Origin of the sequence: Paenibacillus pabuli, from assembly GCF_039831995.1 — a bacterium.
Lineage (GTDB): Bacteria > Bacillota > Bacilli > Paenibacillales > Paenibacillaceae > Paenibacillus > Paenibacillus pabuli_C.
The window spans coordinates 2699287-2722492 of record NZ_JBDOIO010000003.1 but is presented as its reverse complement, the minus strand read 5'-3'; the positions used below and the strand labels follow the sequence as shown (position 1 = coordinate 2722492).

At 48.6% G+C, this 23206-nt stretch carries 25 protein-coding genes, 6 tRNA genes and 1 riboswitch; of the genes, 17 read left to right on the top strand and 14 right to left on the bottom strand.

Annotated features, from left to right (window positions below; genetic code table 11):
- Positions 1-26 precede the first annotated feature (26 nt).
- The 3 genes from ABGV42_RS14555 (at position 27) to ABGV42_RS14545 (ending at position 821) form a co-directional block, all read left to right on the top strand.
- Positions 27-497 carry a SprT family protein gene (locus tag ABGV42_RS14555; RefSeq protein ID WP_347382267.1) on the top strand — a complete coding sequence of 157 codons (471 nt, stop codon included), beginning with the start codon at positions 27-29 and terminating at the stop codon, positions 495-497.
- Between the two features lie 153 nt (positions 498-650).
- Positions 651-726: transfer RNA gene (locus tag ABGV42_RS14550), tRNA-Asn, on the top strand.
- 6 nt (positions 727-732) lie between these two features.
- Positions 733-821 (top strand) — tRNA-Ser (locus tag ABGV42_RS14545).
- A 222-nt stretch (positions 822-1043) separates the two neighbouring features.
- On the opposite strand, the gene ABGV42_RS14540 is transcribed toward ABGV42_RS14545, so the two are convergent.
- The gene (locus tag ABGV42_RS14540; protein ID WP_347382266.1) at positions 1044-1742 is read right to left on the bottom strand and encodes an ArsR/SmtB family transcription factor; all 699 of its coding nucleotides are present in this window, start codon (positions 1740-1742) and stop codon (positions 1044-1046) included.
- A 155-nt stretch (positions 1743-1897) separates the two neighbouring features.
- On the opposite strand from ABGV42_RS14540, the gene ABGV42_RS14535 reads away from it, so the two are divergent.
- Complete coding sequence (locus ABGV42_RS14535; RefSeq protein WP_347383247.1) at positions 1898-2497, top strand: flavin reductase family protein; 600 nt, start codon at positions 1898-1900, stop codon at positions 2495-2497.
- 250 nt (positions 2498-2747) lie between these two features.
- Positions 2748-3419 (top strand): MgtC/SapB family protein, encoded by a 672-nt coding sequence (locus tag ABGV42_RS14530; RefSeq protein ID WP_347382265.1) that lies wholly within the window; start codon positions 2748-2750, stop codon positions 3417-3419.
- A 31-nt stretch (positions 3420-3450) separates the two neighbouring features.
- On the opposite strand, the gene ABGV42_RS14525 is transcribed toward ABGV42_RS14530, so the two are convergent.
- Entirely contained in the window at positions 3451-4347 is an 897-nt protein-coding gene (locus ABGV42_RS14525; RefSeq protein WP_347382264.1) for a Cof-type HAD-IIB family hydrolase, read from the bottom strand.
- A 4-nt stretch (positions 4348-4351) separates the two neighbouring features.
- The gene (locus tag ABGV42_RS14520; protein ID WP_347382263.1) at positions 4352-5128 is read right to left on the bottom strand and encodes a DeoR/GlpR family DNA-binding transcription regulator; all 777 of its coding nucleotides are present in this window, start codon (positions 5126-5128) and stop codon (positions 4352-4354) included.
- A gap of 315 nt (positions 5129-5443) precedes the next feature.
- On the opposite strand from ABGV42_RS14520, the gene ABGV42_RS14515 reads away from it, so the two are divergent.
- The 4 genes from ABGV42_RS14515 to ABGV42_RS14500 all read left to right on the top strand — a co-directional run bounded on the left by ABGV42_RS14515 (position 5444) and on the right by ABGV42_RS14500 (position 6409).
- Positions 5444-5515 (top strand) — tRNA-Glu (locus ABGV42_RS14515).
- Between the two features lie 89 nt (positions 5516-5604).
- Positions 5605-5680 (top strand) — tRNA-Lys (locus tag ABGV42_RS14510).
- A 17-nt stretch (positions 5681-5697) separates the two neighbouring features.
- Positions 5698-5780: transfer RNA gene (locus ABGV42_RS14505), tRNA-Leu, on the top strand.
- Positions 5781-5992: 212 nt separating this feature from the next.
- Complete coding sequence (locus ABGV42_RS14500) at positions 5993-6409, top strand: helix-turn-helix domain-containing protein (protein ID WP_347382262.1); 417 nt, start codon at positions 5993-5995, stop codon at positions 6407-6409.
- A gap of 116 nt (positions 6410-6525) precedes the next feature.
- On the opposite strand, the gene ABGV42_RS14495 is transcribed toward ABGV42_RS14500, so the two are convergent.
- From ABGV42_RS14495 to ABGV42_RS14470, 6 genes are all read right to left on the bottom strand, one after another.
- The gene (locus ABGV42_RS14495) at positions 6526-7488 is read right to left on the bottom strand and encodes an urease accessory protein UreD (protein ID WP_347382261.1); all 963 of its coding nucleotides are present in this window, start codon (positions 7486-7488) and stop codon (positions 6526-6528) included.
- A complete protein-coding gene (gene ureG / locus ABGV42_RS14490) occupies positions 7403-8125 on the bottom strand; it encodes an urease accessory protein UreG (protein WP_347382260.1) in 723 nt (240 codons plus the stop codon). Before ureG ends, ABGV42_RS14495 begins: the two co-directional genes overlap by 86 nt.
- Before the next feature lie 62 nt (positions 8126-8187).
- Complete coding sequence (locus ABGV42_RS14485; RefSeq protein WP_347382259.1) at positions 8188-8883, bottom strand: urease accessory protein UreF; 696 nt, start codon at positions 8881-8883, stop codon at positions 8188-8190.
- An 18-nt stretch (positions 8884-8901) separates the two neighbouring features.
- Positions 8902-10620: an urease subunit alpha gene (ureC, locus tag ABGV42_RS14480; protein WP_347382258.1), complete on the bottom strand. Its 1719-nt coding sequence runs from the start codon at positions 10618-10620 to the stop codon at positions 8902-8904.
- The gene (locus tag ABGV42_RS14475) at positions 10617-11006 is read right to left on the bottom strand and encodes an urease subunit beta (protein WP_347382257.1); all 390 of its coding nucleotides are present in this window, start codon (positions 11004-11006) and stop codon (positions 10617-10619) included. Before ABGV42_RS14475 ends, ureC begins: the two co-directional genes overlap by 4 nt.
- Positions 11007-11024: 18 nt before the next feature.
- Positions 11025-11327, bottom strand: coding sequence for an urease subunit gamma (locus tag ABGV42_RS14470; protein ID WP_095289358.1), 303 nt, complete (start codon positions 11325-11327; stop codon positions 11025-11027).
- 260 nt (positions 11328-11587) lie between these two features.
- Here ABGV42_RS14470 and urtA point away from each other — a divergent pair, with 260 nt between their 5' ends.
- From urtA to urtE, 5 genes are all read left to right on the top strand, one after another.
- Positions 11588-12838 carry an urea ABC transporter substrate-binding protein gene (gene urtA / locus ABGV42_RS14465; RefSeq protein WP_347382256.1) on the top strand — a complete coding sequence of 417 codons (1251 nt, stop codon included), beginning with the start codon at positions 11588-11590 and terminating at the stop codon, positions 12836-12838.
- Positions 12839-12985: 147 nt separating this feature from the next.
- Entirely contained in the window at positions 12986-13891 is a 906-nt protein-coding gene (gene urtB, locus ABGV42_RS14460; protein WP_347382255.1) for an urea ABC transporter permease subunit UrtB, read from the top strand.
- 18 nt (positions 13892-13909) lie between these two features.
- Entirely contained in the window at positions 13910-15004 is a 1095-nt protein-coding gene (urtC, locus tag ABGV42_RS14455) for an urea ABC transporter permease subunit UrtC (protein ID WP_347382254.1), read from the top strand.
- Positions 14967-15776, top strand: coding sequence for an urea ABC transporter ATP-binding protein UrtD (urtD, locus tag ABGV42_RS14450; RefSeq protein WP_347382253.1), 810 nt, complete (start codon positions 14967-14969; stop codon positions 15774-15776). Before urtC ends, urtD begins: the two co-directional genes overlap by 38 nt.
- Positions 15754-16449 (top strand): urea ABC transporter ATP-binding subunit UrtE, encoded by a 696-nt coding sequence (urtE, locus tag ABGV42_RS14445; protein WP_347382252.1) that lies wholly within the window; start codon positions 15754-15756, stop codon positions 16447-16449. Before urtD ends, urtE begins: the two co-directional genes overlap by 23 nt.
- A gap of 28 nt (positions 16450-16477) precedes the next feature.
- Here urtE and ABGV42_RS14440 read toward each other — a convergent pair whose 3' ends face one another.
- The 3 genes from ABGV42_RS14440 to ABGV42_RS14430 all read right to left on the bottom strand — a co-directional run bounded on the left by ABGV42_RS14440 (position 16478) and on the right by ABGV42_RS14430 (position 18353).
- Complete coding sequence (locus ABGV42_RS14440) at positions 16478-17131, bottom strand: hypothetical protein (RefSeq protein WP_347382251.1); 654 nt, start codon at positions 17129-17131, stop codon at positions 16478-16480.
- Positions 17132-17189: 58 nt separating this feature from the next.
- Positions 17190-17393 carry an XRE family transcriptional regulator gene (locus ABGV42_RS14435; protein ID WP_347382250.1) on the bottom strand — a complete coding sequence of 68 codons (204 nt, stop codon included), beginning with the start codon at positions 17391-17393 and terminating at the stop codon, positions 17190-17192.
- Between the two features lie 258 nt (positions 17394-17651).
- Positions 17652-18353 (bottom strand): urease accessory protein UreF, encoded by a 702-nt coding sequence (locus tag ABGV42_RS14430; protein WP_347382249.1) that lies wholly within the window; start codon positions 18351-18353, stop codon positions 17652-17654.
- A 426-nt stretch (positions 18354-18779) separates the two neighbouring features.
- Between ABGV42_RS14430 and ABGV42_RS14425 the strand changes: the two genes are divergently transcribed.
- A tRNA-Leu gene (locus ABGV42_RS14425) sits at positions 18780-18862 on the top strand.
- 144 nt (positions 18863-19006) lie between these two features.
- On the opposite strand, the gene ABGV42_RS14420 is transcribed toward ABGV42_RS14425, so the two are convergent.
- A complete protein-coding gene (locus ABGV42_RS14420; protein ID WP_347382248.1) occupies positions 19007-19483 on the bottom strand; it encodes a glutathione peroxidase in 477 nt (158 codons plus the stop codon).
- 376 nt (positions 19484-19859) lie between these two features.
- A riboswitch (cyclic di-AMP (ydaO/yuaA leader) is annotated at positions 19860-20032 on the top strand.
- 115 nt (positions 20033-20147) lie between these two features.
- Between ABGV42_RS14420 and ABGV42_RS14415 the strand changes: the two genes are divergently transcribed.
- Together ABGV42_RS14415 and ABGV42_RS14410 are read left to right on the top strand one after the other, a co-directional pair.
- The gene (locus ABGV42_RS14415; RefSeq protein ID WP_347382247.1) at positions 20148-20546 is read left to right on the top strand and encodes a hypothetical protein; all 399 of its coding nucleotides are present in this window, start codon (positions 20148-20150) and stop codon (positions 20544-20546) included.
- A gap of 173 nt (positions 20547-20719) precedes the next feature.
- Positions 20720-21403 (top strand): HAD family hydrolase, encoded by a 684-nt coding sequence (locus ABGV42_RS14410; protein ID WP_347382246.1) that lies wholly within the window; start codon positions 20720-20722, stop codon positions 21401-21403.
- Positions 21404-21569: 166 nt separating this feature from the next.
- On the opposite strand, the gene ABGV42_RS14405 is transcribed toward ABGV42_RS14410, so the two are convergent.
- Complete coding sequence (locus ABGV42_RS14405; protein WP_347383246.1) at positions 21570-22865, bottom strand: Nramp family divalent metal transporter; 1296 nt, start codon at positions 22863-22865, stop codon at positions 21570-21572.
- Positions 22866-23206 lie beyond the last annotated feature (341 nt).

Genomic DNA, 23206 nt, shown 5'->3' with positions numbered 1-23206 from the left:
AGGGGTGAGAAAGGAGGGGAAGCCGGGTGGATAATGCTGAGTTGCAGCAGTGGATTGAGCAGGTATCTCTCGATCATTTCGGGGTTCCGTTCACCCACGAGGCCTTGTTTAATCGTCGTCTGACGACAACTGGCGGGCGATATATGCTGAAGAGTCACCGAATTGAGATTAATCCACATCAGCTTGAAGCGTACGGCCGGGAGGAAGTCGAGAAGATCATCAAGCATGAATTGTGTCACTACCATCTGCATATACGCGGACGCGGCTATCGCCATAGGGACCCGGAGTTCAAGGCTCTTTTGCAAAAGGTAGGCGGTTCAAGGTTCTGTCAATCCTTACCGGATGGCAAGGGCAGGAAGCCGCTGCCTTATCGGTACAAGCTGGTATGCAAGAGTTGTGGTACGGAATATTTGCGTAAACGAAAAATGGATCCCAAACGTTACAGGTGCGGCCGATGCGCCGGTAAGCTGGGACTCCAAACCATTTCAAACGTATAGTATCAATTACAATAGGCATAACCTGTTGAATAGGGTATAAAATGTACCTTTATAATTAGCGTTTTCTCCCTTTTTTACAACTAGCCAGAAAGTGTAGACAAGGTTATTGACTTGGCTTATTAATCATGATAAATTATGTTTATTCGAGATTATTCCCTGATAGCTCAGTTGGTAGAGCACTCGACTGTTAATCGAGTTGTCACAGGTTCGAGTCCTGTTCGGGGAGCCATTTCTTGGAGAGATACCCAAGTGGCTATAAGGGGACCCTCTGCTAAGGGGTTAGACTGCGTAAGCGGTGCGAGGGTTCGAATCCCTCTCTCTCCGTTCTGAATATACTTCTCTGCAAAGGGATGAGAACCCTAAAGGTTCGTCGGAGCATAGTCTTCGATAGCGACACATCGCAGTCTCGAGCGAAGTGAGAGTATCCCTCTCTCTCCGTATTGATTATACGAATAGAATCCCCTTCACATGAACCGTTTTATGGTTTGTTGTGAAGGGGATTTTTGGTTTTTATCTTCCTTTGATAACAGCTACAATTTAACCTACCTACAGTGAGATTCCCAAAACCTCGTATAAACCCTTCTTGCCTTCCTCCGTGACTTCAACAGAGCGGCTGCCTGGTTTCTTCCGTGTCCAGTTCAGCTGTGACAGTCTGCGTTCCATTTGTTCTCCGAGCAGTCCGGAAATGTGATGACGCCGTTCACTCCAGTCCAGACATTTGCGGGCAATGGCACGTCTTGATCCCGGTTTCACCTGAAGATCAAGCCCGAAGGAAGTGAACCATTGAACTCCTTTCTCTGTAATGTGATAATCCTTGGCCTGATCTTCTTCCGGCTCCAGAAGATATTCCTCCCGTAATAATGCATCGCACAAAGAAATCCCAAGCTTACCAGCGAGGTGTCCGTAACAGGTACGAGCAAAACTCAGGTGCTGGAGCTGGTTGGACTGTTTGAGTGACCTCACCTGAACAGGAGGAGCGATACTGCCCATCGTCTCAATCAGAAAGGCAATCTCCTGACCTGCCAAACGGTAATAGCGATGTCTGCCTTGCCGTTCAACGACCAGCAGCCCGCCGTCCACAAGTTTGGCGAGGTGGTTGCTCGCGGTTTGGGGTGTGACACCAGCCATATAGGCCAGCTCGCCTGCAGGCAGGGCCCGTCCATCAAGCAGTGCTTCGAGGAAGACTGCGCGACTCGGATCCGCAATTAATGAGGCGATAACAGATATATTTGGATATGCATTCATACTTCGATGATACTTGAACTATTGGCATATTACAATTGGGATAGGCCACCGCAAAGGTCGAACTTGCATCGAGGGCCAAGTACGTGAGAGACAGGAGATGGAGCAAACCAATGAATACGGAAAACGCCAGAAAACGATTTGCTGAGGAGGCCGTAATGGATCAGCATGAAACGATTCACCCAAGCATTTTATACTATGGAACGCCAGTACTTCTCTTGAGCACCTTGAACGAGGACGGGACAACGAACCTGTCGCCATTGTCCTCTTCTTGGGCATTGGGGGATTGTCTTGTTCTTGGTTTGGGTATACAGGGAAAAGCATATGAGAACTTAAAAAGACATCCTGAATGTGTCATTAATTTGCCGGATGCGTCCATGTGGAGAGCAGTCGAATCTCTGGGGCGTTATACGGGTACATATCCGGTTCCTGAGGAGAAAAGACACATGGGCTATGAATTTTGTTCCGAGAAATTTGAAGCAGCCGGGTTAACAGCTCAGGAATCGCTTCGGGTTAAACCTCTGAAAATAGCGGAATGCCCGCTTCAGATTGAGGCGTCTGTGCAGCATATCCGCACGCCGGAGCATACGCCTTTTATGGCCGTAGTCGAAGTGAAATCGCTGGAGGTACATGCACATAAGAAGCTTATCTCTGGACTGAATAAAATTGATCCGGCGAAGTGGAGCCCGTTAATTTATAATTTCCGCCATTATTATGGATTAGGAGAGAGACAAGGGGAGAACTTCCGCGCTGAATAGGGATCGATACAAACAGAAAGGATAGGAACAGACCATCCTTGTAATACGGGGAATTAAAGTGGAGGCCGTACAGGTCTTCTTTTTTATATGTCCGTTGAAATAGAAGGAAGTTGCTGTGTGGATTATTGATTGAACAGGGAATGGGTAAATAGTAAAGAAGGATACATGTAAGCATATACATAAGCATATTGCATAAATCCGGTAAGCAACGATCAATCTGCAACATGCTGACATAAGAGAGGTGATGAGCATGGAAATGGAATATTTGATGCGAGTTCTCATAGCGGGGATCTGCGGGGTCCTCATCGGGTATGAACGCAAAAACCGGATGAAAGAAGCGGGAATACGCACTCATTTTGTGGTAGCTGTTGGTGCAGCGTTAATGATGATTGTATCGAAGTATGGGTTTCAGGATCAGGCAGGCTGGGCTAATCTGTCGCTCGATCCTTCCCGAATTGCAGCGCAGGTGGTTAGTGGTGTGGGTTTCATTGGGGCGGGAATGATTTTCACACAGCGTCATACCGTCAGGGGGTTGACGACAGCCGCGGGCATCTGGGCAACGGCAGGCATGGGACTGGCAGTGGGTGCTGGACTCTATTGGACAGGAGCAGGCGTAACCCTGCTGATTGTGCTCGCCCAGATGCTGCTGCATCGACCGACACGCTGGCTTGTTTCGGCGAGAACAGAAACGTTAACCATTCGTCTGGGACAGGAAGAAGACAGCCTGAAAGCCATATTGGGGCTGCTGGGACAGGAGAAGATTTCGGTCATCGGATTCAGGACGGAACATCAAACAAGCACAGACTCGGCTCAGGAGACTGTGCTTGAATTCACCGTTCAGATGCCCGGATCCTTCCGGGGAGAGCAGTTAATTGTTATGCTTCAGGATGTGCCACATGTGAGATCCGTTGAGTTGAAGTGAGGAATCGTGTGATTTCCTGACAGGACCGTGTTTATTGACCGCCTTCAGCAACGGTTTCGGGCCGGGAGATCGGTTTGCCGTCCAGTACAGAGTGGATAGCATGGGCGACACCATGTTCCACATTGGTCAGCGTTATCGCCTTGGCAAGAGCCTGAATCTCCGGTTCACCATTGCCCATGGCGATGCCAAGTCCTGCCATTTTCAGCATGGAAACATCATTGAAATTGTCGCCGATGGCTGCCGTATCTTCCATAGAGATGTTGAGATGAGCGGCCAGTTTAGTGAGAGCATTACCCTTGGACACATCGGGATGCTGCATCTCGAAGTTGTGTTCAGAGGATACCACCATTGCGACATCCGATCTGGAGGCAAAGTAGGCTCTTCCTTTCTGCAATTGATCCGGGTCAAGTGAGAAAGCCATAATATTGTAAATGTAAGCTTCTGCAGGAATCTCTTGATGGGAATGAACACGATGGTAGTCTTTCTTGTCATAATGCTTTTTAACGGCGCGAATCAGGCGCTCCACGTCCTCACCAGGACTTGTACCCAGGATCCGGTCCATCTCGGCAAGCATCGTATCATGGCTGCTGATTGGGGCATATATTCCTTGCTGGGTGGAAGCTTCGTAATAACACTCATGTTCTTCCAGCCACTGCATAACGGATGCTGCTGTCTCACGATCAAGCGGAAGATGATACAGACGGTTCCCGTCGGCGTCATGAATGGTTGCTCCGTTTGACCCGATGACAGGTGTGTTAATCCCGCCTTCTTGGCAAATGCCCACAACGTCAGAATAAACGCGTCCTGTTGCAATCGTAACCTGCAGTCCTTCTTGCTGGGCCCGGTGAATGGCGGCTGCATTTTCCGGGCTAATCTGGCTGTCTCTGTTAAGCAGTGTTCCATCCAAATCCGTAGCAAATAATTTCATAACCTTACAACTCCTTATCTTCTGTTGGTTCAGGAATGAGAATCTCAACCTGTTGTTCATTTAAAAAGTTACGCCATTCGTCCGAGGGCCATTGGTCGGTAATTAGTACATCAATCAGTGACCAGTCGGCAAAACGGTATCCGTAACGTTTATCAAACTTGGAATGATCAGCGAGCACGATGACCTCTTTGGCAGCCTGCATCATTTTTTGCTTAATCTTGCCTTCTTCTTCGGAAGCACTGAACCCATCCATCGTAATCCCGCCAATGCCGATAAAGGCTTTATCCACATAATAATGGGAGAGTGTTTCAATCACCGAGGCGCCGTAGACATAACGTTGTTCCTTGTCGACTTTACCGCCGAGCAAACGAATATGGACAGCCGAGTGATTGGAGAGAAGATCTGCGGAATGAATGGAATTCGTGATAACCGTGCAGGATTTTCCATTCAGATGCTCAGCACAGGCCTGAACGGTGGTCGAAGAATCCAAAATGATATTTTCTCCCTGGCGGACCATGGCCGCAGCAAGTTTCCCTATTGCTCTTTTTTCTTCCGAAACATGAAGCAGACGATCCTTGTATGAGATATATTCACGTGGAGGAGAGGGGAGGATGGCGCCGCCGCGTGTTCGGATAATGGCGTCCTGTTCTTCCAGCTTAATCAGATCCCTGCGAGCTGTGTCTCGCGAGACATCAAAAAGGGAAACGATCTCGTCTGCCGAGATCCGGTTGTGTTTGCGAAGATGTTCGATAATCAGCTGCATTCGTTCTTCTTGAAACAAACATGCCGCCTCCTTGCTAATGAGTGACCGTAATACTGATAACCTAATTATAAGTATTTGCAATTTAATTTGCAATATTATAAGTGAACATAAGTTTTTATAAGTATTTTGATATTGTTTTAACATGATGCAAGGATTCTGATGACAATGATATGAAAGTCGATATTGCAGATGGTAAAGGCCAGTTAACCGAGCCTATTTTCTTGAAAAAGCCTTTAAGAGAAGCTCTAAAGAAAAATAAAAAAAAGTGTTGCACTATTTTAATATGGTATGATATACTCATTCTTGTCGCCAAGAAAGACAACTTGTTAATAAGGCCCGTTGGTCAAGGGGTTAAGACACCTCCCTTTCACGGAGGTAACAGGGGTTCGAATCCCCTACGGGTCATATCTTCACCACCTTTTTAATAAGGAAACCTCGTAAGTCATTGTTCTTAAAACAAGAGATGATATGGCACATCGGTGAAGTTACAGCAAGAGCCATTAGCTCAGTTGGTAGAGCACCTGACTTTTAATCAGGGTGTCGAAGGTTCGAGCCCTTCATGGCTCACCATTTTTACATTTGAATATGCGGTCGTGGTGGAATGGCAGACACGCTATCTTGAGGGGGTAGTGGGCGTACGCCCGTGGAGGTTCGAGTCCTCTCGACCGCATTACATGCACAACATCAGGAAATAGACTCTCATGGTTATCCATGAGAGTCTATTTTTGTGTTGTTTATATATCTGAATGTACGTACCCCAGGGATTAAGAAGGGCTGAGGATTGATAACTGTTGTGGTATAATTATCTATATCGTGTTGCCCGAGGATTAGGTTATATTGCAAGGATGAATATTAGATATTATGGTTGGAAGGCGGTTCTGTATGCAGTCGATATATGAGCGAATTGAACACCTGATTGCCGAACGAGGGATGACGAAAAAAGCGTTCTGTCAACAACTGAAGATCAGCACCGGGAATTTGGGTGACTGGAAACGTGGGAAGTCTATTCCAAGCACGAATAAACTGATTGAGATCGCTTCATTTTTTGATGTGAGTCTGGATTGGCTCATGATTGGACGTCCATCCAAGGAAGCGATGGTGCGGGAAAAACGGGAGGATTATTTTTTTGGCGTGTTGCGGCAATTGGATTGCCAGGAGAGTGAATTATCGACTGAGGAGCAGTCTTTTATCAGCGAATACATTGAATTTACCCGTTATCGTAAGTCCAAGGAAAGTAGAAATGCTGCTGACTTTCGATACAAGGAAGATGATACACCCGAAACGGATGAATCAGTTTAATGCAAAACCTCTGAACAAACCCGGATGGTTACCGGAAATGCTCAGAGGTTTTTTTGTACGCATGTGAGATTGAACGCAATCATCTCCGTGTTTGTATTCATGAGAATATGTGCAGTTCATTTGCGGAACGTAAGATTCTCGTTGCCTAGTAGCTTCGGTCGAATGGTGTTCCAAATCTGCAGGCACTGTTCCTGAAGTTCCCAGGCAGCCATGCCGAGCAGACGAACCCCGATTCCTCCACTTGCGAGCAGGCTTGCGCCAGCAAGCATTCGTCCGTCCGGAGGCAGTGCTGACCTGATGCTTTCCAGTTCGGCTGTACCCAGCCCGGGGGCGATCATCCAAAGGGCGGCCGTATGGGTGAAATTCAGCAATGCAGCTGATTTTTGGGGATCATCGCGTCCGGGTTCCATTCCGAATCGGTCCCATACAGCCAGCTGATCGCCTTGCCATATTTCGGTCAAATTCCGATACTGGCTAAACTGAAAAGCCTCACCTCGGTGAATTCGTCCGGCTGACCATACATCTGCATAAGCGAGAACAGCCTGTTCTTCCAGATGGAAGGTGGCAGTAAGTGAAGAAGAACTGCCTTTGAATGGAATAACGCATTCCGGGAAGTATTCAAGCACAGCGCCTTTTCTGATCTGGAAGTGATGATTAACCGATGAGGGGAGCGAAGGCGTAGGATGAAGGCGTGTCGCTGATGTACTGCTCAACATCACATGGGTGCCTTCGTCCAAATACCACTCGGAATGATAATGATCTCCGTTAAGAACACCGGGAGAGACGTCGGATGTGTAGATACATAAACCACTCCCGCCGCCCGGAGTGCGAAAGGACCGACTAAACCGGAGAGGGGCACTATAATAACGATCCGTCATCACCGTGCGTCCCCCTTGAAGAGCGAATGTGGCTCGAAGCTCGCTGCGTCGCATCACGGCTCCTTCAGCATGAATGCCCGACTTCGTTTTGGTTCCTTCCGACACGGGAAATGAATTAATGGCTGTGGGCTGAACCGTGGTCATGGCTGTGTGAATGCAGATGCGCAGCGGCAGCATCGTCATCCATGTATTGGTGCTCAAGCCAGTGAACGATCTCGGATACTCCCTCACCGCTCATGAGATTCGACATCACATATGGGCGTCCTTCGCGTACCCGCTCGGTATCATCCTTCATGACCTGTAAACTTGCGCCAACATATGGTGCGAGGTCCGTTTTGTTGATCAGCAGCAGGTCTGAGCGTGTAATACCCGGACCGCCTTTGCGAGGCAGCTTTTCCCCTTGAGCAACGTCAATGATATAGATGAAAACATCTGCGAGTTCTGGACTGAATGCAGCAGAGAGGTTATCGCCGCCGCTCTCAATGAAGATTAATTGCAGATCAGGAAAACGCTCGATCAATTCGTCTACGGCTTCAAAATTCATGGAAGCATCTTCACGAATAGCTGTGTGCGGACATCCGCCTGTCTCCACGCCAATAATGCGTTCAGGCGCAAGGGCGTTCTGGCGCAGCAGGATTTCGGCATCTTCCTTGGTATAAATGTCGTTCGTAATGACTGCCAGGCTATAGCGAGTACGCAGTGCCTTCGACAGCTTCTCCACAAGGGCAGTTTTGCCAGAGCCTACCGGGCCTCCAATACCAATTCGCATCGGTCTGTTGCGATCGAATGCCTTGCGTTCCCACTCCGGATGATGCGTATGATTAGCTCCTCCACACATAACAAATTCCTCCTTGGATTATCTGCTTTTTTTAAGAAAGGCGTAGTTTATAAATAGGGTTATCAGGACATAAACAGTCGAGCAGATAAGCTTTCATGCCGCATAGCGTAGATTTCCTGGGCAATACCGAAGCTGTGCATGTCTTCCGGGTCGTCATCCCGTATCCGAATCCATTCGGAGTCGATGTCATCGAGCAGTTTCTGAATGAGCATCTGTGCCTCGGTTTGCCCAATCGGCAGGAGGCGCAGTGCGCTGTTTACATAAGCATTCACTGAGGTATACAAATGACCGGTAACCGCTTCGTCCAGTCCGACCTCCAACTGATAATTGATGTAACCGTGAATGGTAGTGATCCCGCAAAAGGCGCCGTGTTCCTGCACGGCCTCGTCCATAAGCGAGAAGTCCATCCATGGATAGAGCGAGCGAGCAAGTTTCAGTAGACGTTTACCCATCTTATGTCCGCTTTCCCTGATCTCCCGGGGGGTTCGCTGGGCGTGTACCCGCTTATCATAGAGGGCGAGTAAAGCGGCGTTCTGTTTCTCCAATGCTTGGTAGACGCCTTTGATAGCAAGTCCATCGAGCCGAACAAGGCTGGAGTGCAGCTGGTTGCGGATGAATTGTTCAAGCTCGGTGGTTGTTTGAATGGTGCCCTCATGAGTGTATGCTTCCAGACCGAAAGAGTGGGAGAACCCGCCGATGGGCAAGGCCGAGTCGAGCAGTTGAACATATCGAAGCAGCTTCGTACCACTTTGCATCATGCAGAGAGTCCTCCCTTCTCAAAACATGAAATAGCGCTGTGCCATCGGCAGCTCATCCGCAGGCTCGCAGGTAAGCAGGATCCCATCGGCTCGCACCTCGTACGTCTCAGGATCCACTTCAATGTGAGGTGTCACATCGTTGTGAATCATATCCTTTTTGCTCACCGAGCGGCAGCCTTTGACAGCTTCCACGCGCTTGTTTAATCCAAGCGTTTCCTTAATGCCTGTATCAGCAGCAGCCTGAGAGACAAAAGTGATGGACCCTTTGGCGATAGCACCGCCATATGACCCGAACATCGGTCTGCCAAACACGGGCTGAGGCGTCGGGATGGAGGCATTTGGATCTCCCATCTGAGCGAAGGTAATCATCCCGCCTTTAATCACCATTTCGGGTTTGACTCCGAAATAGGATGGGTTCCAGACGATCAGATCGGCTAACTTGCCCACCTCCACAGAACCGACGATATGGCTGATGCCGTGAGCGATGGCAGGATTGATCGTATATTTGGCGACATATCTCTTGATTCGGTCGTTGTCAGAAGGGGAGCCTGATTTCAATTCCAGCTTGCCGCGCTGTTTCTTCATTTTGTCCGCGGTCTGCCAGGTACGAATGATGACTTCGCCTACCCGGCCCATCGCCTGAGAATCGGAACTGATAATGCTGAACACACCGAGATCATGCAAGATGTCTTCTGCTGCAATGGTTTCGGGACGAATCCGGGAATCGGCAAAAGCAACATCCTCCGGAATGGCCGGATCCAAATGATGGCACACCATCAACATATCGAGATGTTCTTCAACTGTATTGCGCGTATAAGGACGCGTCGGGTTGGTTGAAGAAGGAATCACATACGATTCACCGGCAGCGCGGATAATGTCCGGTGCATGTCCTCCGCCCGCGCCTTCCGTATGATACGTGTGGATCGTGCGGCCATTAATGGCCGCAAGCGTATTCTCGAGAAATCCCGTCTCATTCAGGGTATCGGTATGAATAGCTACCTGGATATCGTGTTCTCCGGCAGCTGTCAGGCAGGCATCGATGGCGCTTGGGGTGGTTCCCCAATCCTCATGCAATTTCAAGCCGATGACACCGGCTTCGATCTGCTCAATGAGTGGGGCAGTGGTTGAACTATTGCCTTTGCCAAGATAACCAATATTCATAGGAAAGGCTTCGGCGGACTCCAGCATGCGGTGAATGTGCCAGGCTCCTGGTGTGCAGGTGGTTGCTTTTGTACCTGTTGCTGGTCCTGTACCTCCACCGATCATGGTGGTTACTCCGGAAGACAAAGCTGTTTGAATCTGCTGTGGACAAATGAAATGAATGTGGGTATCGATCCCGCCTGCCGTGACGATCATGCCTTCGCCGGCGATAATCTCCGTGGAAGCGCCAATCACAAGGAGGGGGTCGACCCCGTCCATCGTATCCGGATTACCGGATTTGCCAATGGCACAGATGATTCCGTCACGGATGCCGATATCTGCTTTTACAATACCCCAATGATCGATAATGATGGCGTTTGTAATGACGGTATCCGGCGTGCCGTGGCTGCGAAGGGCGGTTGCGGACTGGCCCATGCCGTCCCGGATGACTTTCCCGCCTCCGAATTTGCTCTCATCCCCGTATACAGCGTAATCATGCTCAATTTCTGCCCAGAGCTCCGTATCTGCCAGTCTTACGGCATCCCCGGTAGTTGGACCAAACATGGAAGCGTATTGCTCGCGAGACATGCGTTTCATGCTGGACCTCCTCCATCCTGTGATGGAGCTGGAGCGAACGCCTTTAGGAATGCTTCAAGCTTCTGTGGGTCTGGCGGCTGGTCCGCCGATCCTTCTGTTAATCCGTTAAATCCGTAAATCTGGCGTTTGCCGCCAAAAGTAGTGAGTTCAACCGGCTTCTCTTCGCCGGGTTCGAAACGAACGGCGGTGCCTGCAGGGATGTGCAGACGATGTCCGAACGCTGCAGTGCGATCAAAGTCGAGTGCGGCATTCACTTCATAGAAGTGAACATGAGAACCGACCTGCACGGGACGATCACCGCGGTTCAACACGATTAGTCGTATCGTTTGGCGATCGGGATGACAGGCGATCTCATCCGGTTTCAATCGATATTCGCCTGGGATCATGGCATTCTCCTGCCTTTCTCAACGTATGGGCTCATGCACAGTAACCAATTTTGTTCCGTCTGGGAACGTAGCTTCCACCTGTACTTCGGGGATCATATCGGGGACACCCTCCATACAATCATCCCGTGTAAGGATCGTGCCGCCATATCTCATCAAATCCGCCACGCTCATTCCATCTCGTGCTCGTTCCATGAGCTCGGAGGTTAACAAAGCGATGGCTTCAGGAACATTTAGCTTCAGTCCACGTCCTCTACGTTCGCGAGCGAGATTGGCGGCTACAGTAATCAGCAGTTTTTCTTTTTCCTGCTCCGTCCAGTGCAAGGGCTATCCGACCTTTCCCATAATAGTATATATCTTCATGAATCGTGTTATATGTTAAATATACTCACACAGGGTGAATCCTTTGTCAATAAGGTTCGAAACATATTAGCAGCATGCATGAAACGAGTAGGCGTGAAATAAAATTATGTAAGCATTATTGACATGAAGAGTTGAACCCTCCATAATTTGGATCAACGAACATTTCGGAGTTAAATGACCTTAATGTTCGTCAATAGACTAAAAAAAGGGAGTGTAGGCTATTGAAGAAGAGGTCGGTCAGATTATGGGGTATTTTGCTGGGTGCGGTCATTGCTTTGACGGGATGTGTGGAAGGGGGAACGCCGCCAGAAGCTTCGAATTCCAGTGGGACGGGAGAGGCTGCTGCGTCCGATGAGACGATCAAGGTAGGCATTCTTCATTCCTTGAGCGGAACGATGGCGATCAGCGAGGTGTCTGTCAAGGATGCCGAGATGCTTGCGATCGAAGAGATCAATGCAGCCGGTGGTGTCCTGGGCAAACAGATTGAGCCTGTCGTTGAAGACGGGGCTTCAGATTGGCCGACTTTTGCGGAAAAGGCCGGAAAGCTGCTTCAGCAGGATAAGGTGGCCGCTGTTTTTGGCGGATGGACCTCAGCGAGTCGAAAGGCAATGCTCCCAGTGTTTGAGCAGAATAAAGGTCTTTTGTTTTATCCGGTGCAGTATGAAGGACTGGAGTCATCTCCCAACATTTTTTATACAGGTGCAACAACAAACCAACAAATTGTTCCTTCCGTAACCTGGTTGCTGGAGAACAGGGGCAAAACATTTTATCTGCTTGGTTCGGACTATGTTTTCCCGAAAACAGCCAATCAGGTCATTAAAGCTCAACTGGAAGCTGAAGGCGGAGAAGTGGTTGGCGAGGAATACACACCGCTGGGTCATACCGATTACAGTACCATCATAAGCAAAATCAAAGCTGCGAAGCCGGATGTGGTGTATAACACGCTTAATGGGGACAGTAATGTAGCTTTCTTCAAACAACTGAAGGATGCTGGCATCACCTCGGAACAGATGACGACGCTGTCGGTCAGTGTGGCCGAAGAGGAAATTCGGGGCATTGGAGCAGATGTGCTGAAAGGGCACCTGGCTTCATGGAACTATTACCAGACAACAGATACTCCAGAAAACAAGACATTCGTTGAGAAATATAAAGAAAAATATGGTGCTGACCGGGTGACGGCCGATCCGATTGAGGCGGGTTACGTAGCGGTTTATCTGTGGAAAGCAGCTGTTGAAAAAGCGGGATCAACCGATGTGGAGAAGGTCAGAGAAGCGGCGAAAGGATTGGAATTTGATGCTCCCGAGGGAAAAGTAACCGTGGATGGAGAGAATCAGCATATTTACAAAACCGTCCGGATCGGAGAAGTGCAGGAAGATGGTCAATTCAAGGAATTGTGGAACTCCGGTTCTCCTGTCAAGCCTGATCCTTATTTGAAAACCTATGAATGGGGAGCTTCTCTAAGCAATCAATAAGTAAGTCCTTCATGTCCAAACTTCTGAGATCACGGATGAGGGTGGGACAGCGCACCCTCGTACAATATTACACTAAAGCGTTGGTGCGAAGTCTCGGTGATGCTTTTGGATTAGGAGAGGCTTTTAGTATGTGAAAGGGTGATCGGGATGGATATGTTTGTTTTGCAAATGTTCAATGGCCTTAGCATCAGTTCGATCCTGCTGCTGATTGCACTGGGGCTCGCAGTAACTTTTGGTCTCATGAATGTCATCAACATGGCTCATGGTGAGTTGATCATGATTGGTGCATATGCAACGTATGTGACCCAAAATCTGTTCATTTCATATGCTCCTGCAGCGTGGTTCGAAGTTTATTTTATCGTGGCATTGCCGATTGCCTTTGGAGTGGCTGCACTTATCGGCTGGCTGCTTGAAGTGATTTTGATTCGGCACTTATACGGTAGACCCCTGGACAGTTTGCTGGCTACATGGGGTGTGGGGATGATGCTGCAGCAGCTCGCACGTACCATCTTCGGGGCGCCGAATGTGGGTGTATCCAGTCCATCCTGGCTTAACGGCGGTCTTATGATCTCTGACGGTATCGTATTTCCGTATAAACGGCTCTTTATCATCGCGCTTGTTGCAGTTGTCCTATTGTGTATGTATCTGTACATATACCGCACTTCTTCCGGACGACGGATGCGGGCTGTCATGCAGAACCGGAGCATGGCGGGCTGTCTCGGGATTTCGACCAGACGGGTAGATGGCATGACCTTTGCCATTGGTTCAGGAATCGCGGGTATCGCGGGTTGTGCTCTGACGCTCATTGGGCCGATTGGCCCTTCGCTCGGAACCTATTATATTGTGGATGCATTTATGGTCGTTGTTCTTGGCGGGGTCGGCAAACTGGTAGGGACGGTATGCGGAGCGCTCGGGATTGGCATGTTCAATACGTTGTTTGAAACCTACACATCTGCCTCCATCGGCAAAGTGCTGGTGTTTGTATGTATCGTTGCTTTTCTGCAATGGAAGCCGCGGGGCCTGGTTGCCATGCGGACTCGCAGTCTCGACTAACGTGAAGAAGGGGGTTATATGATGTCAGCACTTCTGAAGTCAGGCAGTTTGAAAACGAGAATCATCTGGGCGGTCGTACTCATCCTGATGTGTCTTGCTCCGCTAATCTCTACCGAGTTTCGGCTTAGCTTGCTCGCTAAATTTCTGGCACTGGCCATTTTGGCTATTGGACTGGATCTGATCTGGGGTTATGGCGGAGTTCTGAGTCTGGGGCATGGGGTGTTCTTTGGTCTTGGCGGCTATGCCATGGCTATGTATCTGAAACTGCAGGCGAGCGGCACATCCCTGCCTGATTTCATGGGGTGGAGCGGCTTGTCAGGTCTTCCGTGGTTCTGGGAACCATTTCGTTCATTTCCAGTGGCGTTGATTCTGGGTATTGCTCTTCCTGCATTACTGGCATTTGTGCTGGGCTGGTTTACGTTTCGTAACCGGATTACCGGGGTGTATTTTACGATTTTGACGCAAGCTCTTGTGCTCATCACGGTTACCTTGTTTATCGGCAAACAAGAGTGGACCGGGGGGACCAATGGTATAACCGGATATAACTCCATTTTCGGTTTCACTCTTCATTCTGCAGGGACAACAATTGTGCTCTACTATATTACGCTTGCCATCCTGGTGCTCACGTACCTGCTCTGCAGGAAAATAGTGAACAGCCGGTTTGGTCAGGTATTGGAAGCTTCACGGGACGGAGAAAACCGGGTACGTTTCCTTGGTTATGATCCGGCGGGGTATAAAACGCTAACGTTCGCCCTTTCCGGGGCTCTTGCGGGAATAGCAGGTATGCTGTTTGTTCTTCAGGTCGGGATCATCTCGCCGTCCATGATGGGGATCGTTCCCTCAATTGAAATGGTGTTATGGGTTGCCTTGGGTGGTCGCGGCACGCTGATTGGGGCTGTGATCGGGGCAGTGGTTCTGAATGCGGCCAAAACCGGGATAAGTGAGGCGTACCCTGAAGGCTGGTTGTTTGTTCTCGGTGGGCTGTTTGTAACGGTGGTGTTGTTCATGCCTAACGGACTCGTTGGAGTCTATCGAAACGTCGTTCGATTGCTGAAGCGGAGAGGAGAGGTTGTGCATGTCCCAGTCAGTCAGGAAAAACCTAAAGTCTACTGAAGCTTTGCCTGTATTGATGGCTGAGAATATTACTGTAGCTTTTGGCGGATTCGTCGCAGTTAATGGCATGAACCTGAAGCTGCATGAGCATGATTTACATTTTCTGATCGGCCCCAATGGTGCGGGGAAAACGACAATGCTGGATGTAATTTGTGGAAAAATCAAACCCCTCTCCGGCACGGTGCGGCTGGAAGATGGCACAGAGCTGACGCGTTTAAAGGAGCATCAGATCGTCCGAAAGGGCGTGGGTCGTAAATTCCAGGCGCCGTCCATCTTCGGAGGCCTTACCGTACAGGAGAATTTGGCCTTGGCGGCGGAAAGTCAGCGTTCACCTCTTCGGACTCTTGGTATTCCGCGGTTTGGGAAAATAAACACTGCAATGGAACGGATTATTCAGCAAATTGGATTACAAGACCGCGTGTATACACGAGCAGGGGCGCTATCTCACGGCGAGAAGCAGTGGCTGGAAATTGGCATGCTGCTGCTTCAGAAACCGCGCGTGTTGTTGCTGGACGAACCGGTTGCCGGGATGACGGACGAGGAAACGCATAAAACAGGCAGGTTGTTACAGGGGATAGCGCGTGAACGTTCGGTCGTGGTTGTGGAGCATGATATGGAGTTTGTCCGTGAGTACGCGGCGAAAGTAACCGTGATGCATGAAGGGAAGCTGTTGAAGGAAGGTACCATGGCTGAGGTGCAGGAAGATCCTAGGGTGGCCGAAGTCTACTTGGGAAAAAGGAGAGATGACCATGCTGTCGCTGCAACGAATTGAATCCGGCTACGGGGAAAGCAATGTGCTGCGTGGTGTTAATCTCGATGTCCTGCCCGGACAGGTGGTCTGCCTAATGGGCCGGAATGGTGTAGGCAAAACGACGCTGATGAAAACGTTAATGGGCCTGCTCAAAATAAGGAAGGGGGCCATCCACTGGAAAGGGCAGGATATATCCGCTTTGGAGCCGGCCAAACGCGCCAAGGCGGGTATTGGATATGTTCCTCAGGGACGTGAGATTTTCCCTCAGCTCACGGTAAAGGAAAATCTGCTGCTCGGTCTGGAGACATCTGCGCCTGGGGTGAAGACGTTTCCTGAAGATGTACTCGCGATGTTTCCGGTACTTGCGACCATGTATGGACGGCAGGGCGGCGATTTGAGTGGTGGCCAGCAGCAGCAGCTTGCCTTTGCGCGAGCGCTCGCCTCGCGACCTGGACTATTGTTGCTGGATGAACCAACGGAAGGTATACAGCCTTCGATTGTCGAGGATATCCGGCAGGTCATTCTGCGAATCAAGGCCAGGGGTGACATTTCGGTGCTGCTCGTCGAACAGAGCATTGACTTTGTACGCGGTGCTGCGGATTTTATCTATGTCATGGACAAGGGAGCAATTGCACTGCAAGGAACACCCGAAGAATTGGATATGTCCCAATTTGAACACCACCTGTCCGTCTAGGAGAGGTGGTTATTTTTTTTTGTTTTGTTCAGGAGCGCTTATCCAAAATATTGGAGTACTTCGGGTATAGCCTGCGAATGCAGTCCGGACAGATGTCGTGTGTGAATTCTGCATGGGTATGTCTCTCCAAATAACCTTCGACTGAATTCCAGACGTCCTGCTCGTCCTTAATCTGTTTGCAGACGGCGCATATGGGAAGCAGTCCGCGTAGTGTCCGCACTTCTGACAGAGCCATCTTCAGTTGCTGTTCAGTCCGCTTCTGTTCCGTAATGTCTGTGTGCGCAATCAGAGCTAGTCCCATGGGCGACGGAGGGTCTGTCTGAGTCAGGGGAGTCAGCTCCAGACGGAACCATCTAAGATCCAGGTTCGCAGGCTGCAAGGATATGTCATATGTATGGCAGTGAACAAAAGGGTGTTGAATATTCTCTAGCTTCTCAATAATCGACGAATTTTCCGTTTTCTCCTCCTGGGCTGCCCATGTCTGCAGCAGCTGAAGATAATGAAACGTTTCGTAAGACGGTTGGCGGATGTCTGATTTGTACTGCAAGAGATGCAATCGCCCGAGTCCGTTCTGCCATGCGGTATTGCAGCTGCGGATTCTCCAGTCGCGGTCGACAATGATGAGCTGATGGCGGATGGACTGAAAGGATAACCTTTCAAGGTCGGTCGTAAAGAAGCTCATGTAATAGGCCCTCCTTGGCAATCGGTTAAGGGATCGGGACGACATGGCAATGAGTGTGTCATCGTAGTTCATCAGGAATTTGCAAAATGTCTGCGACCTGGTTTCGGAAACGGGTTGCTTTTCGTGTACCATGAATGAGATTGGATAAACGGTACGGCGGGATGTCGTACTTCTCACAAAACGTTTTCTGATCCATCTGAAGCTCCGTTAGGCGGCGTTTGATGGCCCATCCGAACGGAGTCACGGGTTTCTTTTTGTTCAAAAGGGTTCACCCTTCATAGAAGTATTCAACCCGCCTTCGGTTGTGGGGAATAATGGGAGATGCGAGCTGTGTATCTTATTATATACGTAATTACGTCATGTAACAATTAAAAATGATGAAATTTAGTGTTTATATGTCTAATAATGACGTAAAAGCGTGTACTGGAGAGGCGGAACGAAAAAAAGCACGGCAGCAAGGAGGCTGCTGCGTGCTTTTTTTTTTCAGGGAAATATAAGGGGAGTCTTGGGGATGGAAAGGTTAGGCGCGGTAAGCATGAAGGCCTGCGCCAAGCATGTGGAAGCTGGGGAACAACGATTTCATGGACATTGAGGTTGGCTGTGTCGGTCCATCCGCAGCAGAGGTGCTCACGGTATTCCATTCATGCTCCAGATCTGCGGCCAGGCGAACCAGCAGTTCCTGGGTTGTTTCGTTATCCAAGGGGAGGACTTTGGATGCTTCGGTTATGCAGGCACTCATGGCTGAGTGCAAGTAACCCATTACCGCTTCCTCGACGGGGATATCGAGGTGGTGGTTGATCCAAGCGTGAACGGTGGAGAGGCAGCCAACAGACTCGTATTTGGCAAGGGTGTGCTCGAGCTGGCTGAATTCAATCCAGGGGTGAAGGGCCCGGGCCAGCTTGATCAGTCTTTTGCCCATGGCAGTGGCTTGTTCCCTTAGGTCAGCAGGGGTCCGCTGAACATGAACCAATTTGTCAATGAGAGCCGTTCGCCAAGTGTCGTTATGATCAGTTGCACTGTAGATGCCTTTAATTGCCATGCCTTCAAGTCGAACGATACTGGGATGCAGCTGACAGCGCATGAAAGATTCCAGATCATCTGCATTTCGTATGCTGCCTTCGGCAATGAGTACATCCATACCAAAGGAATGGGTAAAACCTCCGACATGAATGGAGGAATCAAGCAGTTTGACATAATCGAGCAGCTTATTCCCGCGGTTCATGGTCTTTCGCCTCCTACGTTCTTTTAATGTCAATTTAATTAACATTAATATTTCTTTTTTAATTCATTTATGTTTAAAATCCGAATTATATGATATATATAATCACATAAACATCCGTATTTTGTCAATAATTTCTTGATATTTTGTGCGTTTGTTATTTTAATGTTATTATTAGTAACACAATAAGGCTGGAGACTCGAGGAAATCAAAGTGTGGTGTTCAAAATGTTGTCTTATCGGGAGATAAAGTAACATATATTAATGATCAAAATGAATTGAAATTTAATGTATGCAATAGTTAAGAAATCATGACGATAAAAACCAATTTATGGAACAAAAACGCAAGTGTAGATTCGTTTTTGAAAAGTGCTTTACTTTTACATCATAATCCTGTATAATCATTTTTGTTGCCGATTATTTACGACATGCGGTCGTGGTGGAATGGCAGACACGCTATCTTGAGGGGGTAGTGGGCGTATGCCCGTGGAGGTTCGAGTCCTCTCGACCGCATCATAATGTACGACAAGAAGAGGTTTTCCGAATACGGAGAACCTCTTTTTTTGCGTTTGGAGAAGACGTGCTGATAAAAAAAGGCCATTCACAGAGAACCTGGCTTTCCCTGGTTCCTTGTTATCATGGCCTCTCCGTGTTGCTTTATTTCAGCAGTTTCTCAATATCTGCCTCAATTTGGTCAGGAGTCGTTTTTGGTGCATAACGCTTCACGACGCGTCCGTTCTGATCAACGAGGAATTTGGTGAAGTTCCATTTGATGGCTTTGGAACCGAGCAATCCCGGTGCCTCTGTTGTCAGGTGCTGGAAGAGAGGATGAGCGCTTGAACCATTGACATCAATTTTCTCAAACATAGGGAAGCTTACACCGTAATTCATTTGACAGAACTCTGCAATATCATCGGAAGATCCCTTTTCCTGAGCGAACTGGTTACTCGGGAAGCCCAATACTTCAAAATGCCGATCTTTGAATTTGTTATAAAGTTCCTGTAAGCCTTCGAATTGCGGGGTCAGGCCGCATTTACTCGCAGTATTTACTATGAGCAGCACCTTGTTGCGATATTCGGACATCTCCACTTTCTGGCCTCGAAGGGTATTGACTGTGTAGTCATAAACGGTCATGATTCGTCGCCTCCATTTCGTATAATAGGGTTAATGATTCGTATAACTACATTATATTGCTTACAATTAGATAATGCAAAATTAATTAAATGATAAATACCTTTCTATTCTTACCTACAGAATCCTTAAATTACATACGTTTTTTATAAGGACGAGAATTAGCGAGCTTAATAGAGATGGATAGAGAATGGATGGGTTGTAAGCGATATCATTAATGTGTAATGCCTTAAATTCGTCCATTCGGTGATCTGACCAGACTTTACACTAACATGGCGCGGGTGTATGATTCATATCGTAATTTCAAATTCAATTCAACTTAACATGAACAACGAAACAAACGATAATATCGCTCTGATCAATACATGAAACAGGAACGATGTTTTAATCGCTGAGTTTCCATTCATTCATGGGTGGGAAACGGGGGAACCAATCGGAATGGCTGTCAATGCAGCTAATCCATGGGGTGAATTTTTCGGTGCAAGCCGGAAATAGGGCGACTCTCGCGCCCGAATCCGTCAGCTAACCTCGTAAGCGTTAAAGGGAGAGGCAACAAGCCGTACGCATATTCATGGCGTTTTCGTCATGGGTTATTCAAGAAGCGTTCGGGAGGCCTTGGTCCCCCACGCTTCTTTTTTGTTGTCTTTTCACGCCAAGGGAGGAACGAATGATGGATAATGAGATGATTTTAGTAACAGCACCGAATGAAGCAGGCCGCAAGTTTATCAGGCTGTTGATGTACAAAAAAATGCCGTTTGCCGTTCTGACCAACAGTGCAGGGGAAGAACGGAAACTCCGGAGAATCGGAGTGGAGAACGTCATTCGCATGAATACAGCTGAAGCTCAGAAGTGGTTTCTACCACAATCGAGCGTAGGTAACGTTTTCATATTCGAGAATAGTTTGAACCTGACCTGCCGCTATTTGCAGATCTGCCGTTCCTGGACCTCCAAATCGCTGTGTGTGATTACCGAACAGAGTCACCCCAAAGGCATTTACCGTGGGATGGGAGCTGACCGAATTGTGTATTCCCTCAATGGAGAAGTTGGCTTCTTACTTAATGGTTAATGTGATAGCTGCCGATTGATCCGGTGTAAGGTGCCTGTTATAATTGAACTTATGAAAAAACGGAATTCTGAGGAGACTCATGCAAGATGGTGGGTCTTCTTTTTTTATTTGAGCATTAATGCACAGTGTTGATTCATAAAGGTTGCGTTCATGGCTAACAAGGAGGAATAGGCGTGCCGGATGTACGTGGGTTAAAATGGTTGTTCTTTGATGTAGGAGATACGCTGGTGGACGAATGGGATCCGGTAGATGATATTATTGGGCAGTTTGTTGAAGAAGCCTGCTTGCTTGGATATCCGGTGAAGATAGAGGAAGTGCGAGAGATTTTCGCCTCCTGTTACCGAAATTATGAGCAGTGGCCCATGAGGGTAGCCATTCGAACGCTGATTAGCGATGAACGTCATAGGGAGCAGATTCAGGAGAAGTTGAAGTTCCGGAAGGAACTGGAGAAGCCATTCGCTTCGGCTGACGCGGTGTTGAAGGAATTGTCACACCACTATCGAATCGGCATCATTGCCAACCAGAGTCCAGGGACAGAGGGGCGCCTGGAAAGCTACGGTCTGCGGAGGTACGTGGATGTTCTGGCTTGTTCGGCAGAAGAAGGTGTATCCAAGCCGGACCCGGAGCTATATGCGGTAGCTCTGAAACAGGCGGGTTGTGAACCCGAGGAAGCGGTCATGATTGGAGACCGGATTGATAACGATATCATTCCTGCCAAGAAGCTGGGGATGCGAACGATACGTATTTTGCAGGGCTATGGACGGTTTCAGCCTGAGCTGGAGGGTCAGGGGCATGCAGACTGGACGATCGAAGCCCTGGAGCAGCTTATTCCTCTGCTTGTGTCTGCGGAAGATTAGTGCATAAGATGGAAAAAGAGATGACTTCACGTGTCTTTAAATAGTGGACAAGGCAAATGTACGGCAAGCTAAAAGGCTGATCCCCTCAAGTTATATATTCTTGAGGGGATCAGCCTTTTTTATCAATTTCTGGTTAAAGAAAATATGTTTTTACCACATATTTAGATTAGAACAGCATGATGGTCTGGATGATCAGATAAACATTCAGTACTACAATCACGGCAGCGATGATCCAAGAGACCATTTTGAGCCACAACTTGTTGGCAAATGCCCCCATGCTTTTTTTGTCACTGGTAAACATCACAAGTGGAATAACGGCAAAAGGCAGCTGCAAGGATAGAATAACCTGGCTCAAAATCAGCAATTCTTCCGTTCCGTGCTCTCCGGCGATAGCTGTCACAATCACGGCAGGAATGATTGCGATTAACCGGGTCACGAGCCGGCGAAGCCAAGCCGGAATCCGGATGTTCAGGAAGCCTTCCATGACAATCTGTCCGGACAGTGTTCCTGTAAGTGTTGAGTTCTGACCTGAGGCCAGTAGAGCGACACCAAACAGGATACTTGCAATGGTTGTGCCCAGCAGGGGGGTGAGCAAGTGATAAGCATCTGCAATCTCAGCGACCTGCGTCATACCTGCGCTGTGAAATACAGCGGCTGACACAATGAGTATGGCAGCGTTGATAAACAGGGCCAGGGTCAAAGCGATCGTTGAATCCATAGTGGAGTATCGAATCGCTTCTCTTTTTCCCCGAGTGGTCTGTTCGATCTGCCGGGTCTGCACGATGGAAGAATGCAAATACAGATTGTGTGGCATAACCGTTGCTCCGATGATTCCGATGGCGATATATAGCATCGCTGGATTCTGCAGTATCTCGGCGCTGGGTACAAATCCGGTGAGTACTCCGCCCATATCCGGTTTGGCAAGAAACAGGTCAATCCCGAAGCAGAGGGCTATGGTTGCCATCAGCACGATGACCAGCGTTTCCAGGGCACGGAAGCCTTTATTTTGCAGCAATAGGATAAGCAGAACATCCACAGCCGTAATAATAACGCCGTATAACATCGGGATGTTGAACAGAAGCTTCAGTGCGATGGCTGAACCGATGACCTCAGCCAGATCCGTGGCTGCAATGGCCAATTCGCACAAGACCCAGAGCATAATGACAACCGGCATGCTGAACCGTTCGCGGCAAGCTTGGGCCAGATCCCGTCCGGTTACAATACCAAGCTTGCCTGCAAGTGACTGCAATACGACTGCCATGAGGTTTGAGATCAAAATGACGGATAATAGCGTATAACCGAACTGGGAACCGCCGGCAATATCTGTTGCCCAGTTCCCCGGGTCCATATAGCCGACAGCGACCAGATAACCGGGGCCGACAAAGGCGAGGAATTTTTTCCACCAGGCGGCGTTTGTCGGAACTTTCATGGAGCTGTGAGCTTCCCCGAGGGAGGGAGCCATGCCTGCTGCAGCCAATGGCTCAGCCGAAGGAGAATTGAATGGATTTTTTTTACTCATAAATGTTCACCTGACTTTTTATTAATGATCGTATTGATATTCCTTATAATGAAAACCGGAGCCATTCACTTTTATATGTCTGAAAATATATGTCGTTACTTACATTGTACTCATTCAATAATTTTTGTCTAGTGCAACTTTTATGTAGGTGGACAAAACGAGTCGGAAAATGGATTAGGCCCCTAGTATATTACCCAACCTCAGAAAATTTACCTCCGAACTAGAAATGGTGTTATGAGGATGAAGAGCTGATGTATGAAAATGAAAAAGATGCAGAAGCTGAT

Excerpts from the sequence above, each read along its gene's own strand:
- ABGV42_RS14540 (WP_347382266.1), bottom strand. The coding sequence starts at position 1,742 with ATGAATGCATATCCAAATATATCTGTTATCGCCTCATTAATTGCGGAT.
- ABGV42_RS14535 (WP_347383247.1), top strand. The coding sequence starts at position 1,898 with ATGGATCAGCATGAAACGATTCACCCAAGCATTTTATACTATGGAACG.
- ABGV42_RS14530 (WP_347382265.1), top strand. The coding sequence starts at position 2,748 with ATGGAAATGGAATATTTGATGCGAGTTCTCATAGCGGGGATCTGCGGG.
- ABGV42_RS14525 (WP_347382264.1), bottom strand. The coding sequence starts at position 4,347 with ATGAAATTATTTGCTACGGATTTGGATGGAACACTGCTTAACAGAGAC.
- ABGV42_RS14500 (WP_347382262.1), top strand. The coding sequence starts at position 5,993 with ATGCAGTCGATATATGAGCGAATTGAACACCTGATTGCCGAACGAGGG.
- ureG (WP_347382260.1), bottom strand. The coding sequence starts at position 8,125 with ATGTGTGGAGGAGCTAATCATACGCATCATCCGGAGTGGGAACGCAAG.
- ABGV42_RS14485 (WP_347382259.1), bottom strand. The coding sequence starts at position 8,883 with ATGATGCAAAGTGGTACGAAGCTGCTTCGATATGTTCAACTGCTCGAC.
- ureC (WP_347382258.1), bottom strand. The coding sequence starts at position 10,620 with ATGAAACGCATGTCTCGCGAGCAATACGCTTCCATGTTTGGTCCAACT.
- ABGV42_RS14475 (WP_347382257.1), bottom strand. The coding sequence starts at position 11,006 with ATGATCCCAGGCGAATATCGATTGAAACCGGATGAGATCGCCTGTCAT.
- urtB (WP_347382255.1), top strand. The coding sequence starts at position 12,986 with ATGGATATGTTTGTTTTGCAAATGTTCAATGGCCTTAGCATCAGTTCG.
- urtC (WP_347382254.1), top strand. The coding sequence starts at position 13,910 with ATGATGTCAGCACTTCTGAAGTCAGGCAGTTTGAAAACGAGAATCATC.
- urtD (WP_347382253.1), top strand. The coding sequence starts at position 14,967 with ATGTCCCAGTCAGTCAGGAAAAACCTAAAGTCTACTGAAGCTTTGCCT.
- urtE (WP_347382252.1), top strand. The coding sequence starts at position 15,754 with ATGCTGTCGCTGCAACGAATTGAATCCGGCTACGGGGAAAGCAATGTG.
- ABGV42_RS14440 (WP_347382251.1), bottom strand. The coding sequence starts at position 17,131 with ATGAGCTTCTTTACGACCGACCTTGAAAGGTTATCCTTTCAGTCCATC.
- ABGV42_RS14430 (WP_347382249.1), bottom strand. The coding sequence starts at position 18,353 with ATGAACCGCGGGAATAAGCTGCTCGATTATGTCAAACTGCTTGATTCC.
- ABGV42_RS14420 (WP_347382248.1), bottom strand. The coding sequence starts at position 19,483 with ATGACCGTTTATGACTACACAGTCAATACCCTTCGAGGCCAGAAAGTG.
- ABGV42_RS14415 (WP_347382247.1), top strand. The coding sequence starts at position 20,148 with ATGATGGATAATGAGATGATTTTAGTAACAGCACCGAATGAAGCAGGC.
- ABGV42_RS14405 (WP_347383246.1), bottom strand. The coding sequence starts at position 22,865 with ATGGCTCCCTCCCTCGGGGAAGCTCACAGCTCCATGAAAGTTCCGACA.